Genomic DNA, 13,908 nt, shown 5'->3' with positions numbered 1-13,908 from the left:
GCTCCGAGATGCCATTCTCGCCGGACAACTGGTCGTTGCAGACCGCCGCATAATAATCGAGATAGGCGGACGGCTGCCTGGGGCTGACAAAAGCAAACTGACATGCAGGGCAACAGCCGATGGCGACCTCCCGGGGCAAAGCCATCCGCTTGGATAAGGTCAGTTCCAGCATCACCGCCGCTGCGTCCCGACATAGCGGACAAGACGCTTCGCGCAAGAGATATTCACCCATTCCCCGCTCCTCCGCCGACAAGGCGGCACAGCACACCGACCACCTGCAGATTCGGCCGCGCCTCGTCTATGACCAGGGTGGCGCTGGCTAGCGCCGCCAAGCCGCACCGCGCCAGCAAGCGCTGCAGCGACGGCCGGGTGAAAAAGTTGATGTGCTCGTGCCAATGATGCTTGTTCCGCGCGGCGTCCATCCCTCGCCAAAGCGCATGAACAATTGCTCGGCCGGCACTTCCAGATACAGATGGGTCCCGCCGTCCATGTAACGGCAAACCTCCCGCAGCAGGCGCTCCGGGTCCGGATCGTGCTCCAGCACATTGCTCAGCACGATCAGATCGTAGGCGCCGCGCCGCAACTCGTCCCGGCTTAGTCTTCTCGCGCCATCCACCACCTCGCAGCCGGAAATGTCATAGACAAACACCTCGGCGCGGTGGCGGAACGGGCTGTTGATTCCGGTGTCGCCACCGTAGTCGAGCACGGTGGCTATCCCCGGCGCCACGCCGCCGATGAAATCCTCGACCTTATCGACATACCCCATGCCGTCCAGCAGGCCGGCATTGCGTTGCGCGTAACCCGGCTCGTAGTGGTCGCGCAGCGCCACATACTCGTCGCCGCGGTAGTCGCGGTACAGATTGGCCATCGCCTCGCCATCAAAACGCATGTCGAGAAAAACGAAATGGCAATCCCTGCAATACAACGTATTACAGACCGAATAGGCGATGCCGGTCTGCAGATGCGCCATCTGCCAGTCTTCGGCGATCCTGACCGGCTGCCAACCCAGCGCCCGGTGGGCGACAAAAGGCATCAAAACCGCCGGGAACGCGCTGAGCTGCTCCCCGCCGCAGCACAAGCAGCGATCGGCAATATGGATCGAAGCCATAAAACTCCCAAGCGAAACCTACACTCCTCCAGCCGCTGCAGAAACCGCGGCCCCCTGGCCTGGACGGCTACCAGACGCTGCGGCCGCCGTCCATCACCAGGTTCTGGCCGGTCATGTAGCTGGATGCGTCCGAGCACAGGAACAGCACCGCGCCCTGGTATTCGTCGCGCTCCGCCATCCGCCCCAGCGGGATCAGCCGGGACAGCTTCGCCACGAACTCGTCCGGCTGCTGATTGAAAACGCCGCCCGGCGACAGCGCGTTGACCCTGACGCCGGCCTCCGCCCAATACGTCGCCAAATAACGGGTCAGGCCTATCAGGCCGGTCTTGATCACCGAATAGGTCACCGGCTTCACCGGCTGCCTGTCGTCCGGCAATCCATCCTTGCGGTAGAGGCGCTGGTCCGGCGCGAACACCGATAGATCGGAGGCGATGTTGAGGATGGTTCCGCCGCCGTTCGCAGCCATCCAGCCGCCGAAATGCTTGCTGCACAGAAACGCGCCGCTCAGACCGACCGCCAGTTCGCGGTCCCACTGCTGCGGCGAGAAATTCTCCAGCCGCGACGGCTCCTGCAGCCCCACCTTGCCGACCTTGGGGTCGATCGCGGCGTTGTTGATCAGGATATCGACCCGGCCGCCACGCGCCAGCACCTGCTCGACGGCGGCGGCGACCGACGCTTCCGAAGTCACGTCCAGCGCCAGCGGCAACGCCTGCTCGCCCAGTTCGGCGCAAGCCGCCGCCAGCGCCCGCTCGTCTATATCCGCCAGGAACACCTGGCAACCGACCTCGATCAGCGCCTGCGCGTGGCGCACGCCCAGCAGACCGGCGCCACCTGTCACCACCGCAACTTTGCCGGCCAAATTGAATTTATCGTAGCTCATCAGCCATCCCGCCTCCGGCGCAAGCACGGCGCCGGTTCAGTATTTTCATCATCACGCGCGCAACTGCCCGCCGTCGACCACCACCACGCTGCCGGTGGTGAACGACGCACGGGCGGAGCACAGGAACGCCGCGGTATCGGCGATCTCGCGATCGCTGCCCAGCCGCGCCAGCGCCACTTCGCGCTCCAGCATCTGCCGCACCGCAGCCTCGTCCTGCGCCAGCTTGCCCTCCCAGACCGAGCCGGAAAACAGCACATTGCCCGGCGCCAGCGCGTTCAGCCGTATGCCGTCAGCGGCCAGCACCCGCGCCGCGCCGCGCACATAGCTGTCCAGCGCCGCCTTGGCCGCCGAATAGGCCAGCGGCGCGCCCAAGGCGGCTTGGCCGCAGATCGAGGAAACGCACAGCATGGCGCCGCCGGTCCTGGCCATCAGCGGCCTGGCGGCCTGGATCGCATTGACCGCGGCCATCAGGTTGAGATTGAGCATACGCAGCCACTCGGCGCCATCCTCCCGCCCCGGCGGCAAGGAGCGGCCGCTGCCGACATTGCACACCAGCACGTCCAGACGACCGTAGCGCTGCTCGACGGTTTCGAACAGCCGCGCGCAATCGGCGGCGTCCGTCACGTCGGCCGCCAGGCTGTCGCAGCCCAGCGCCGCGGCGGCTTCGGCCAACCGCAGCGGTTCCCGGCCGTTGAGCACCACCTCGCAGCCCTCGGCGCGCAGCGCGCCGGCGATGGCCCGGCCTATCCCGCGCGACGATCCGGTCACCAGCGCGCGCTTGCCCGCCAGTTCAAGATCCACGCGCCCGCTCCCAGCCATCGACGACAAAGCGGCGATAATCCGACAAGACTTCGGCATGGCGGCCATCGTCCGCTCTGGCCGTCTGCAGGATCAGGTTGCCGCCGTAGCCCAGCGCCCGCAGGCCGGCGAACACCGCCGCAAAATCGGCGTCGCCGCTGCCCAAGGGCACGGTGCTGCCGCCGCGGACCCGGTCCTTGACATGGACATTGACGATGCGCCGCCCATAGGCGGCGAACTCTTCGCGGGGATCGAAACCCAGGCTGGCGCTGTTGCCGATGTCGTAGTTGACGCCGAAGCACGGCTCCGGCAGGCGCGCCATCAGCCGGGCGTAATCGTCCGGCGCCAGATCGGTTTCAAAAACCACCGCCACTCCGCTCCGCGCCAGCGCGCCGGCCCGCTGCCGCAGCGACTCGGTCAACAGATCCCACTGGCCGGGGGTCTCCAGGCTGCCGTTGTCCACCAGCGGCACCACCAGGTAACGGACGCCGATGGCGGCGCATGCCGCCGCCACGTCGTCGAACTCCTGCAGCAAGGCCCGCCGCGCTTCGCCGTCGGCCTTCCAGAACGGCGCCTGCATGAAGCAATCTCCAGTCATGGAGTCGATGGCGAGCCGGTGAAGCCGGCACAACCCGGCGATCTCGGCCCGGCCTTCCGCCGTCATGCACGGATTGCGCCGCAGATCCTGATGGTCCAGCGTCCACTCCATCACCGGGAAGCCGTGCTCGGCCGCCCGCTCGAACTCCAGCCGCCAGTCGCGCCAGGGAAACGCCTGTATCTTCCCGTCTACCTTGTCGACCAGCCGCCCCTGCATGAATCCTATGGTGTTCATCACAATCCCTTGGCGCTCCAGCCGCCGTCTACGATCAAATCGCTGCCGGTGACGTAGCTGCTGGCGTCCGACGCCAGGAAAGCCGCCGCGCCGATCAGCTCCTCCACCCGCCCCCAGCGCCCCAGCATGGTGCGCCCGGCGCGCGCGGCGCGCTTGTCGGGGTCCTGATAGCTCTGCTCGGTCATCTCGGTGCGGAAATAGCCCGGCAGCAGCGAGTTGACCCGGACGCCGGACGGCCCCAGATCCAACGCCAGCGACTTGCTCATCATCCGCAGACCGCCCTTGGCGGCGACATAGCCGGGGTTGCCCGGAAACGCCTGCAGCGCGCCTATGCTGGCCACCGTGACGATGGAGCCGCCGCCGGCCGCCGCCATCCGCAAACCCACCGAGCGGCAAGCGCGGTAGGCGGCCACCAGGTTAACGTTCAGCGTTTGCTCGAACTGCTCCACGCCCTGCAGGCCATCGCCGGCCGGCACCGTGATGCCGGCCACGTGGATATAGGCGTCGATCGCGCCATGGCCGGCGCATATCCGCTCCAGCAAGGCCTCGAGCGCCGCGCCATCATTCAGATCGCAGCAATGGTATTGGAAACCCTCGACCGCCACCGCGGCGGTGCGGCCGAAGCCGACGACCGCCGCGCCCTGCCGCGCCAGCCCCTCGGCCAGCGCGAGGCCGATGCCGCGCGACGCGCCGGCCACCACCACGCAACGGCCCTGCAGCGAAAACAGCGGATCAGCCATTGCCCAGGCTCTCCTCCAGCAAGGGAATGTGCATATTGCTTTGCAGTTCCTCGCGGGGCAGGAAGGGGAACAGATCCTCCAGCGGCGACGACACGATCTTGCCGTTCTCCGCCACCCGGCTGGCGACGCGGGGAACGCGCGGCTCCTCCGGCAGGATGCTGACGTCGCACAGCACCGGTCCGTCACAGTCCAGCACAGCGCTCAGGCCATAGTGCAGCTCGTCCTCGTTGCGTATCGCCACATACGGCAGGCCGTAGGCGCGCGCCAGGCTGGCCAGATCGGGCAGTTGCAGGCCGCTGCGGGCGTCGGCGCCCAGCTGGCGCTGGAAATAGTTCTGCTGCGAGGTGCGGATCGACGCGTAGCCGGAGTTGTTGATGATGAACAGCTTGACCGGCAGCTTCTGGCTGGCCAGCGTCGCCAGCTCCTGCACATTCATCTGCAGGCCGCCGTCGCCTTCCACGCAAATGGTGCGCCGCCGCCCGGAGGCCAGGCAGGCGCCGACCGCGGCCGGCAGGCCGAAGCCCATCGAGCCGGTGCCGCGGTTGTGGAAGCAGCGCTGGCCGTCCTTCAGCCTCAGTGCCAGCAGGAACAGCTCGGCGGCGAAGCCGGAGCTGGCCGGCGCGATCACGTCGCGCCCGTCCATCCGCTCCGACAGCACATCGCTGAAGCGGTACAGGCTGAGCGGCCCCTCGGCACGGTAATGCTCGGGCAGCAGCAGCGGATAACTGGCCTTCCAGCCCGCGATCCGCGCCAGCCAGACCTGCCATTTCCCGGATGCGCCGCCGTCTTGCCGCCGCTGCAGCTCGCGGATGAAATCGCCGGCGTCGGCCGCCAGCGGCAGCGCGATCTCCATCTGCAGCTTGTCGATTTCAGCCGGATCGATGTCCACCACCACCTTGACCGCGCCGCGGGCGAAGCGGCTGTGCGCGTAAGCGGTCATCGCCATGTCCAGCCGCGCGCCCAGCACCAGCACGAAGTCGGCGTTCTGCAGGGCGAAGTTGGCCCAGCGCGGCGCGATGGAGCCGGGCCGGCCGGCATAAAGGGGATGGTCGTCCTCGATCAGGTCCATGCCCAGCCACGTGGTCAGCACCGGCACCTGCAGCGTCTGGTAGAGCTCGCGGAAGGCATCGGCGGCACCGGCCATGCGGATGCCGTGTCCGGCGATGATCACCGGGCGCTCGGCCCTGGCCAGCAGTTGCAGCGCTTGACTAGCCGCGGCGGCCAGGTCAGGTGCCTCCTCCGGCGCCGGCGGCTGCCAGCGGGCCAGTTGCTCAGGCTCCACCTGGACCGACTGCACGTCCAGCGGCACGTCCAGCCACACCGGGCCGCGCCGCCCGCTCAGCGCCGCGTGCTCCAGTTGGTCGAACACCGCCGCCACTTGTTCCGGCTCGGTCAGCGTCACCGCCATCTTGGTGATGGACGACACCATGGACACGATATCGGCTTCCTGCACGCCCAGCATGCGCAGGCCGCTGTCGCCCTTCAGGTCGCTGCTCTTGACCTGGCCCGACAGAAAGAACACCGGGGTGGAGTCCAGCCAGGCGCCCAGGGTGCCGGTGATCGCATTGGTGGCGCCGGGGCCGCTGGTGACCAGGCAGGCCGATGGCCCACCGCTGAGCTTGGCCGCAGCTTCCGCCGCGATGGCGCACGCCTGCTCATGCAGGCACAGCACCGGCTCCAGCTCCGGCCGGATGGCCAGCGCGTCGTTCAGGTGCATGGCGCCGCCGCCAGGCAGAAAAAAGACCTGCTTCACTTGCAGCGCCGCCAGGCGCTGCATGATGTAATCCGCTACTCGCATTTCGCTTCCACTCGCTCCGCGCCTGTCAGCGCCGGAGAATATCGCTTGCCGGCAAACGGCCGGCCCGTCCCAGATGATCCAGCACCTCGCGCACCGCGCCGTAGCCGCCGTTGCGCGTGCTCAGCATCGTCACCGCCTCGCGGACGGCGTCGACGGCGTCGGCTGGCGCCGCGCTGAAACCCACCCTGGCCATCACCGGCAGATCGTTGACGTCGTCGCCCATCATCGCCACCTGTTCCGCCCGCAGGCCGTGCCGGCCCAGCACATCGTCCAACGCCTCGCCCTTGTCGGCGTAGCCGAGATAGCACAGGTCGGCCGGAATGCCGACCTTGTCGGCAAAGCGCTGCAGAGCGGGATCGCTCTCGCCCGACACCAGCGCGAACAGCACGCCCTTGCGCCGCCAGCGGCTGATGCCCATCACGTCCTTGAAGGAGAAATGGCGCAAGACCTCGCCTTGCGCCCCCCAGGCGAAACGCCCGTCGGTCAGCGTGCCGTCCACATCGAGCAATACCGCCCGGATTGGCGCGGCCGCGCTCATTTGCGGCGCAACTTCTGCTGCACCGGCACCTCGCAATCGAGCAGCCGCTTCTGGTCCGAGCCCAGAGCCGACTCCACCAGCCTGACGTCGCGCACCAGGCGGTTCAGCCCGCTGGGCTCCAGCGACGCCGACTGGTCCGAACCCCACAGCGCACGGTCGGTGGTGATGTGGCGTTCCAGCAGGCAGGCGCCCAGCGCCACGGCCGCCACCGACGACGCCAGGCCGGTTTCATGGCCGGAATAGCCGGTGGGCACGCCGTAGCGGGCGCGCAGCGTGGGAATCACCCGCAGATTCAGATCTTCGTACTTGGACGGATAGGCGGCGCAGCAATGCATGATGGCCAACTTGTCGGTGCCCAGCACCTCGACCGCATGGTCGATCTGCTCCAGCGTGCTCATGCCGGTGGACAGGATGATGGGCTTACCGGTGGCGCGGGTGTGGCGCAGCAGGCCGTCGTCGGTCAGCGAGGCGCTGGCGATCTTGTAGGCCACCGGGTTGAACTGCTCGATGAAGTCGACCGAGTCCTCGTCCCAGCAGGAGGCGAACCAGTGGATGCCCAGCTCGCGGCAATATTCGTCGATGCGGCGGTACTCGTTGATGCCGAACTCCAGGCCGCGCTTCAGGTCGCCATTGGTGTGGCCGAACAGGCTGTCGCGCGGACGCGCCATTTCCTCGGCGCTGTAGACGACGTCCAACGTGCGCTTCTGGAACTTCACCGCATTGCAGCCGGCCTCGTGGGCGGTGTCGATCAGCCGCAGCGCATGCTCCAGGCTGCCGTTATGGTTGATGCCGATTTCGGCGATGATGTAGCTCGGTTCAGCATCGGCGATCAGCGTGCTTTCAATGTGGAAGGACTTCATTTGCATCTCCATCTGGAATGGTAAATCTAAGAAACAGGCCGCTGCCGCACGGGCACCGGCTGCCGCGCCTTGCTCCCCCCTGCCGACGACTGCATCAATCGAACATCACCGAATGGCCGGACGACGGTTCCGCCATCCGATCCCGCAGCGCTTGCCTGGAGCCGTTTGCCGGCCGGCGGGCGGGCGCCGCACTATGAGCTTGCCGCGCAGCGGCAAGCCGGCGCCGATGCGCTTCTGATCGAAACGGGGTGGGAGCGGCGCGGATTATGGGCAATCCGAATTGGCGCGCCGGCGGCGGCAGGACTGCGGCAGGCGCTGTTGAAATCGAGTCCGGACGGACGGCCGGAACGGGCCGCGCGGGAAAGACCATCGCCATGGCAAGCGTCCTCCCGTCCCGCAGCGTGAAGAAGATGGCTGCGAAGCGGCGCGGACCCGAGGCCGACAAACGCTCCGACGGGCATTGCCGGGCCGGCGCCTCAGGCAGGACGGCGTCCCAGGCCTGGGCCAGTCCCGCCACCTGATCCTGCAACCGCGCCTGCGCCAAGCTGCTTGCCGCCATCTTCACTTCCGTCTCCAGCATGGCCTGCGCGAACGGACCATGTAAAAATTATTAATTATTGTTTTAAACCAGACGATCAAACAACCTAGCCACTTCATCGGACGGCGCCGGCATTTCTTGAGCCATCCTCTGGCGGCGCGGCACAATTACCCATCCGGCAATTCCACGCCAACGGCAATGGGCCGCCGCAGTCAGGCGGATCACCATGTCTTCCACGGCGCCCTGTCGCTTTGCCACAGGTCCTCCAGATAAACCTTGTCGCGCAGGGTGTCCATCGGATGCCAGAAGCCGCGGTGCCGGTAGCTGATCAGCAAACCCTCGGCCGCCAATCCGGCCAGCGGCGCCCCCTCCCAGCTGCTGTTGTCGTCGACGATGCGCTCCAGCACCTCAGGCGACAATACGAAGAAACCGCCATTGATCCAGGCGCCGTCACCCGGCGGCTTTTCGACGAAGCTTTGCACCTGGTCGTCATCCAGTTGCAAGGCACCGAAACGCCCCGGCAATTGGACCGCGGTCAGCGTGGCCGGCTTGCCATGCCCGCGGTGGAAATCGATCAGCGCGGAAATGTCGACATCGGCCACGCCGTCACCATAGGTGAAGCAGAACGCCTCTTCATCCCGGAGATATTCGGCCACCCGCTTCAGGCGTCCGCCGGTCATGGTATCGGCGCCGGTATCCACCAGCGTGACCCGCCACGGCTCGACATTGCGGTGGTGGACTTCCATCTGGTTGTTTTTCATATCGAATGTGACATCGGACATGTGCAGGAAGTAATTGGCGAAATACTCCTTGATCACATAGCCCTTGTAGCCGCAGCACACGATGAAATCGTGGATTCCGTGCGCCGAGTACATTTTCATGATGTGCCACAGGATCGGCTTGCCGCCGATCTCTATCATCGGCTTGGGCTTGAGATGGGTTTCCTCGCTGATGCGGGTGCCCAACCCCCCTGCCAGAATTACTGCTTTCATCGGCTACACTCCTGCTGCTTTGCCGCGCCGCCGACTATTTGCCCGCCATCAAACAGAGCAAGGTCGCGGTCACGGCCTCCACTCCCAAGGCCCCGGTGGCCGGGTCGAACTGCACCGAGGATGCCCCGCCCTTGCCCGCCGCCCAATTGCTGACCAGGCACAGATGCGCGTACGGCAACTCCAGCTCGCGAGCCAGCGCCGCCTCCGGCATGCCGGTCATACCCACGATATCGGCACCATCCTGCTCCAACCTTAGGATTTCCGCCGCGCTCTCCAGCCTGGGCCCCTGGGTGCAGGCGTAGACGCCGCCATCCACGCCGCTGCGGCCGCTCTCCGCGACCGCCGCCAGCAGGCGCCGGCGCAGGCCGTCGTCATATGGCGCCGTGAACTCGGCGTGGACCACCGGACGCTCTGGCCCTTCGAAAAAAGTATGTTTGCGGCCCCAGCTGTAATCGATGATGTCGTCGGGCACCACCAGCCGCCCCGGCGCCATGTCCGGACGAATGCCGCCGACCGTGCCGATGGCGATGACGCCCTTGATGCCCTGGTTGTGCAGCGCCCACAGATTGGCGCGGTAATTGATTTCATGCGGGGCCAGCGAATGGCCGTAGCCATGGCGGGCGATGAACACGACATTCTGTCCGGCCAGATGGCCGAAAGTCAGCGCGCAGGAAGGATCGCCATAAGGCGTGCGCACCACTTGGCGATGCGTCACTTCCAATACCGACAACTGTGCCAGCCCGCTACCGCCGATAATCGCCAACATATACGCCTCCCCTGTTGCTTGTTATGTGCCGCCGCGCCATGAGCCGATTTCATCGGGCATGGGCCAAGCGGCAGGCTGCGGCCATTTTATCCCCGATTATGACCGAATCCTTTCGGCTGATGCTAGGAAATCCTCGCCCTGGCCGGCTGCTTGAATAATTTCTTTGAACTTGCCTTCATGCATGATTCACCCGTCCGTCAATGCCCGCCAACCGCCCGGAGACCCCTTTGACAACAGGTGCCGCCCCCGTCGCGCGATTGCGGGCTGGCCTGCTTGCCGATTTAAATGATAATAGTTATCATTAGCAAATGAATACACATCACAACGGCAAGCCGCCCCAGCTGCCGGGCAAGGCGGCCACGCCGCCGCGATTGCACAGCAGCCAGCTGTTCGGCGAAGGGCGGGAGATCCTGATCGAGCATCAGGGCGAGACTTACCGCCTGCAGCTGACCCGCAACGGCAAACTAATACTGATCAAGTAATACCCCGCAAGCCAGCCGACAGCCAGCCAGCGGAAACGACAACAATACTGGAGTTTCCATGGCCCTGTTCCGCGCCACCCCCTTGATGCTGAGCCTGGCTGCCGCCTGGCCGGCTTTTGCCGACCCCGCCGCTCCCACGCTGGATACCGTACAGGTCACCGCCCACCGCAGCGAAAAACCGCTGGCGGAAACCGCGCCCAACGCCAGCGTGATCTCGCGCCACAAGCTGGACGACCGCCTCGCCCGCGGCATCGCAGACGCCGTCAAATACGAGCCCGGCGTGGAAGTGGCCACCGATCCCAACCGCCGCGGCAACGCCGGCTACACCATCCGCGGCATCGACAGCAACCGCATCCTGATGCTGATAGACGGCGAGCGGCTGCCCGAGGCCTATGACGGCGGCGGCAACGGCAACGGCGCCATCGCCGGACGCGATTTCGTCGAGCTGGAAACGCTGCGCGCCATCGACATCGTCAAAGGCCCCACCTCCAGCCTGTACGGCTCCGACGCCATCGGCGGCGTGATCGGCTATCGCACCAAGACGGTGGACGACTTCGTGCCGGAAGAACAAGGCGTGGGCGGCAACGTCAAGGCTTTCGGCGCCAGCGCCGACAACAGCTGGGGCAGCAGCGCCGGCGTGGGCGCCAAGGGCGAACGCGCCGACGCCATGCTGATCTACACCCACCGCAACGGCCACGAAGCCGACAATATGGGCGGCAACGACAGCGCCACTACCGCCCGCACCGCGTCCAATCCGCAGGACTGGCGCAGCGACAATCTGCTGGCCAAGCTGGGCTATAAGCTCACGCCGCAGCAGAGGCTGGAACTGACGCTGGAACACTACCGCCGCGACACCGACAGCAATCTGCTCAACACCCTCTATCCGGCTTATGTCTCCAGGGGCCGCCCGGTGCCGGCGCAGCTGGCCCAGACCGCCACCGACCGCACCCTGCGCAACCGCGTGTCGCTGTCCTGGGAGGCGCGCCAACTGGGTCCGCTGGACCGGCTGGCGGTCAAGCTCTACCAGCAGAAGCTGAACAACGCCGACAATAGCTACAGCCTGTTCGGCAACCAAAGCCAGGTCCAGTCCAATTACAACTTCTACCAGAAAATTCTCGGCCTGACGCTGGAGGCCGAGCAGCGCTTCAATGCGCTGTCGGCCGAGCACCAGCTGCTGTGGGGCATCGACCTCTCCCGCACCGACACCAGCCGGCCGCGGCTGAAAACCCAGTACAACGCCAACGGCAGCACCAGCAACACGATAGGCGGCGAAACCTTCCCCAGCAAGACCTTCCCGGACAGCACCTCCGACCGCGTCGGCTTATTCGTGCAGGATGAAATGAAGTTCGCGAACGGCATCGCCTTGTCGCCGTCGCTGCGCTGGGACCACTACAAGATGAGCACCCAGCCCGACCAGGCCTACGCCAATAGCGGCGGCCAGCCGGTTCCCTCGTTCCAGGACAGCGCCTTCTCCCCCAAGCTGGGCCTGAGCATCCCGTTCGCCAGCCATTACACCGGTTTCGCCCAGCTGTCGTCCGGCTTCCGCGCGCCGCCGTTCGACGACGCCAACATGGCCTTCGTCAACCGTGCCTACGGCTATCAGGTGATCGCCAACCCCAACCTGAAATCGGAAACCAGCCGCGGCATCGAACTGGGCCTGAAAGGCCAGTGGGACAGCTTCGACTTCGGCCTGACCGCCTACCAGAACCGCTACCGCGACTTCATCGAACAGGCCAGCCTGGGCACGATCAACGGACTGCTGACCTACCAGTACCAGAACATCGGCCGCGTCGACATCAAGGGCGCCGAAGCCCGCGCCGCCTGGCGCTTCGCCCCCGGCTGGCAGACCCAGGCCTCCCTCGCCTACGCCCATGGCCAGGACCTGGACAACAACATTCCGCTGGCCTCGATCGCGCCGCTGTCGGCGGTGCTGGGCCTGCGCTACGACCAGGCGCAATTCGGCGGCGAAGCGCTGCTGCGCGCCGCCGCGCGCAACAACCGGGTGGCCGCGGTAGCCGCCATGCCGGGCTCCACTGCGCAAAGCCCCGGCTTCGCCGCCCCCGGCTACGCCACGCTGGACCTGACCGCCTACTGGAAGCCGGCCAAGCGCACCACCATTCGCGCCGGCGTGTTCAACGTATTCGACCGCAAATACTGGAAGGCCGCCGACGTGCGTGGCATGGCCGCCAACGACGTCACGCTGGACCGCTACACCCAGCCGGGCCGCAACTTCAGCGCCAGCGTCGAATATCAATTCTGATTCCCCATCCATGCGGGCGGCTGACCCGCCCGCGCATCACAGGAGAACACCATGAGCCAGCTATGGGATCGCTACCAGACGCTCAAAGCCAGCCAACCCCGCCTGCGCGCGCGCGACGCCGCGGAGCAACTGGGCGTCAGCGAATGCGAACTGGTGGCCGCCGATCCGGCCGCCACGCCGCTGCGGCCGGAATGGCCGCAACTGCTCGCCGCCCTGGCCCCGCTGGGCCGGGTGATGGCGCTGACGCGCAACCACGCCTGCGTGCATGAAACCAAGGGCGACTACGCCAATGTCGAAATCGACGGCAAGGTCGGCCTGGCGATCAACCCGGTGATAGACCTGCGCATCTTCCTGTTCCACTGGCGCCACGGTTTCGCGGTGCGGAACGAAACGCCGCGCGGCGTGCAACGCAGCCTGCAGTTCTTCGACCGCCACGGCGAGGCGGTGCACAAGGTCTACCTGACCGAGGACAGCGACGTCGCCGCCTACGACGCGCTGGCGGCGCGCTTCGCCGCCCAGGCCGACGCGTTGCAGCTGGACCCGGTCCAGGCCGCCGCCGCCGAACTGCCCGACCAGCAGATCGACCAGTCGGCCTTTCAGGCCGAATGGCAGAGCCTGACCGACGTGCATGCCTTCCACTCCTTCCTGCGCCGCTGGCAAGTGTCGCGCCGCCAGGGTTTCCGCCTGGCGCCGCCGGGACAGGCCTGGCGCGTGCGCGAAGACGCGGTGGAGCAGTTGCTGCGCCGCGCGGCCAGCACCGAAACCCCCATCATGGTATTCGTCGGCAACCGCGGCATGATCCAGATCCACACCGGAGCCGTGCGCAATGTCCAGGTGATGGGCGACTGGCTCAACGTGCTGGACCCCGACTTCAACCTGCATCTGCGCACCGACCTGATCGCCGAGGCCTGGATCACCCGCAAGCCGGGCGACAATGGCGTGGTCACCTCGCTGGAGCTGTTCGACGACCAGGGAGAATCGCTGGCCACCTTCTTCGGCGAGCGCAAGCCCGGCCGCGCCGAGCGGGTGGAGTGGGTGAAACTGTTGGGCGAACTGCCGCCGCTGGAGCAAGAAGATGTCGCCTAAGCCCCTCATCGCAGCCGCGCTGCTGGCGGCGCTGGCGGTTTCGGCCCAGGCCGCGGAGCGGCTGGTGGTGGTGACGCCTGACATCGCCGAGATCGTCGTCGCGCTGGGCGCCGCCAACGAAGTGGTGGGCCGCGACCGCAGCAGCAAGGAGCCGCAGCTGGCCCACGCCCAAGTGGTGGGCTTTTCACGCGCGCTGAACGCGGAAACCATCGCCAAGCTCAAACCACCTG

15 protein-coding genes are annotated in these 13,908 nt (G+C 66.4%); 4 read left to right on the top strand and 11 right to left on the bottom strand.

Annotation, left to right across the window (positions count from 1 at the left end):
- Positions 1 to 319: 319 nt before the first annotated feature.
- The 11 genes from BI344_RS19440 to BI344_RS19390 all read right to left on the bottom strand — a co-directional run bounded on the left by BI344_RS19440 (position 320) and on the right by BI344_RS19390 (position 9,850).
- Complete coding sequence (locus BI344_RS19440) at positions 320 to 1,108, bottom strand: class I SAM-dependent methyltransferase (protein WP_071114464.1); 789 nt, start codon at positions 1,106 to 1,108, stop codon at positions 320 to 322.
- Between the two features lie 67 nt (positions 1,109 to 1,175).
- Positions 1,176 to 1,988 (bottom strand): SDR family oxidoreductase, encoded by an 813-nt coding sequence (locus tag BI344_RS19435; RefSeq protein WP_071114468.1) that lies wholly within the window; start codon positions 1,986 to 1,988, stop codon positions 1,176 to 1,178.
- A 51-nt stretch (positions 1,989 to 2,039) separates the two neighbouring features.
- Complete coding sequence (locus tag BI344_RS19430) at positions 2,040 to 2,789, bottom strand: SDR family NAD(P)-dependent oxidoreductase (RefSeq protein WP_071114467.1); 750 nt, start codon at positions 2,787 to 2,789, stop codon at positions 2,040 to 2,042.
- Positions 2,779 to 3,618: a sugar phosphate isomerase/epimerase family protein gene (locus tag BI344_RS19425; protein ID WP_071114463.1), complete on the bottom strand. Its 840-nt coding sequence runs from the start codon at positions 3,616 to 3,618 to the stop codon at positions 2,779 to 2,781. Before BI344_RS19425 ends, BI344_RS19430 begins: the two co-directional genes overlap by 11 nt.
- The gene (locus BI344_RS19420) at positions 3,618 to 4,358 is read right to left on the bottom strand and encodes an SDR family NAD(P)-dependent oxidoreductase (RefSeq protein ID WP_071114462.1); all 741 of its coding nucleotides are present in this window, start codon (positions 4,356 to 4,358) and stop codon (positions 3,618 to 3,620) included. Before BI344_RS19420 ends, BI344_RS19425 begins: the two co-directional genes overlap by 1 nt.
- Complete coding sequence (locus BI344_RS19415; protein ID WP_083338693.1) at positions 4,351 to 6,156, bottom strand: thiamine pyrophosphate-binding protein; 1,806 nt, start codon at positions 6,154 to 6,156, stop codon at positions 4,351 to 4,353. The genes BI344_RS19420 and BI344_RS19415 overlap by 8 nt, the downstream gene beginning before the upstream one ends.
- Before the next feature lie 25 nt (positions 6,157 to 6,181).
- Positions 6,182 to 6,694 carry a KdsC family phosphatase gene (locus BI344_RS19410; protein WP_071114461.1) on the bottom strand — a complete coding sequence of 171 codons (513 nt, stop codon included), beginning with the start codon at positions 6,692 to 6,694 and terminating at the stop codon, positions 6,182 to 6,184.
- Positions 6,691 to 7,554, bottom strand: a complete 864-nt coding sequence (locus tag BI344_RS19405; RefSeq protein ID WP_095210851.1) for an N-acetylneuraminate synthase family protein — start codon at positions 7,552 to 7,554, stop codon at positions 6,691 to 6,693. The genes BI344_RS19410 and BI344_RS19405 overlap by 4 nt, the downstream gene beginning before the upstream one ends.
- A gap of 94 nt (positions 7,555 to 7,648) precedes the next feature.
- Complete coding sequence (locus BI344_RS19400) at positions 7,649 to 8,134, bottom strand: hypothetical protein (RefSeq protein WP_071114459.1); 486 nt, start codon at positions 8,132 to 8,134, stop codon at positions 7,649 to 7,651.
- 179 nt (positions 8,135 to 8,313) lie between these two features.
- Entirely contained in the window at positions 8,314 to 9,084 is a 771-nt protein-coding gene (gene rfbF, locus BI344_RS19395; RefSeq protein WP_071114458.1) for a glucose-1-phosphate cytidylyltransferase, read from the bottom strand.
- Between the two features lie 34 nt (positions 9,085 to 9,118).
- Positions 9,119 to 9,850 (bottom strand): S-methyl-5'-thioinosine phosphorylase, encoded by a 732-nt coding sequence (locus BI344_RS19390; RefSeq protein WP_071114457.1) that lies wholly within the window; start codon positions 9,848 to 9,850, stop codon positions 9,119 to 9,121.
- Between the two features lie 308 nt (positions 9,851 to 10,158).
- Between BI344_RS19390 and hemP the strand changes: the two genes are divergently transcribed.
- The 4 genes from hemP to BI344_RS19370 form a co-directional block, all read left to right on the top strand.
- Positions 10,159 to 10,332: a hemin uptake protein HemP gene (gene hemP / locus BI344_RS19385; protein WP_071114456.1), complete on the top strand. Its 174-nt coding sequence runs from the start codon at positions 10,159 to 10,161 to the stop codon at positions 10,330 to 10,332.
- 58 nt (positions 10,333 to 10,390) lie between these two features.
- On the top strand, positions 10,391 to 12,592 hold the full coding sequence (locus tag BI344_RS19380; protein ID WP_071114455.1) for a TonB-dependent hemoglobin/transferrin/lactoferrin family receptor: 2,202 nt from the start codon (positions 10,391 to 10,393) through the stop codon (positions 12,590 to 12,592).
- Positions 12,593 to 12,643: 51 nt separating this feature from the next.
- Positions 12,644 to 13,678: a hemin-degrading factor gene (locus tag BI344_RS19375; protein ID WP_071114454.1), complete on the top strand. Its 1,035-nt coding sequence runs from the start codon at positions 12,644 to 12,646 to the stop codon at positions 13,676 to 13,678.
- The coding region (locus tag BI344_RS19370; protein ID WP_158021091.1) for an ABC transporter substrate-binding protein at positions 13,668 to 13,908 on the top strand (241 nt) is incomplete at its 3' end. The genes BI344_RS19375 and BI344_RS19370, both read left to right, overlap by 11 nt.

Source organism: Chromobacterium sphagni (assembly GCF_001855555.1).
Classification (GTDB): domain Bacteria; phylum Pseudomonadota; class Gammaproteobacteria; order Burkholderiales; family Chromobacteriaceae; genus Chromobacterium; species Chromobacterium sphagni.
The sequence above is the reverse complement of the archived record's forward strand: the minus strand, read 5'-3'. Positions and strand labels throughout refer to the sequence as shown.

Coding starts and splice junctions, on each gene's coding strand:
- BI344_RS19440 (WP_071114464.1), bottom strand. CDS start 1,108: ATGGCTTCGATCCATATTGCCGATCGCTGCTTGTGCTGCGGCGGGGAG.
- BI344_RS19435 (WP_071114468.1), bottom strand. CDS start 1,988: ATGAGCTACGATAAATTCAATTTGGCCGGCAAAGTTGCGGTGGTGACA.
- BI344_RS19425 (WP_071114463.1), bottom strand. CDS start 3,618: ATGAACACCATAGGATTCATGCAGGGGCGGCTGGTCGACAAGGTAGAC.
- BI344_RS19420 (WP_071114462.1), bottom strand. CDS start 4,358: ATGGCTGATCCGCTGTTTTCGCTGCAGGGCCGTTGCGTGGTGGTGGCC.
- BI344_RS19415 (WP_083338693.1), bottom strand. CDS start 6,156: ATGCGAGTAGCGGATTACATCATGCAGCGCCTGGCGGCGCTGCAAGTG.
- BI344_RS19410 (WP_071114461.1), bottom strand. CDS start 6,694: ATGAGCGCGGCCGCGCCAATCCGGGCGGTATTGCTCGATGTGGACGGC.
- BI344_RS19405 (WP_095210851.1), bottom strand. CDS start 7,554: ATGAAGTCCTTCCACATTGAAAGCACGCTGATCGCCGATGCTGAACCG.
- BI344_RS19400 (WP_071114459.1), bottom strand. CDS start 8,134: ATGCTGGAGACGGAAGTGAAGATGGCGGCAAGCAGCTTGGCGCAGGCG.
- rfbF (WP_071114458.1), bottom strand. CDS start 9,084: ATGAAAGCAGTAATTCTGGCAGGGGGGTTGGGCACCCGCATCAGCGAG.
- BI344_RS19390 (WP_071114457.1), bottom strand. CDS start 9,850: ATGTTGGCGATTATCGGCGGTAGCGGGCTGGCACAGTTGTCGGTATTG.
- hemP (WP_071114456.1), top strand. CDS start 10,159: ATGAATACACATCACAACGGCAAGCCGCCCCAGCTGCCGGGCAAGGCG.
- BI344_RS19380 (WP_071114455.1), top strand. CDS start 10,391: ATGGCCCTGTTCCGCGCCACCCCCTTGATGCTGAGCCTGGCTGCCGCC.
- BI344_RS19375 (WP_071114454.1), top strand. CDS start 12,644: ATGAGCCAGCTATGGGATCGCTACCAGACGCTCAAAGCCAGCCAACCC.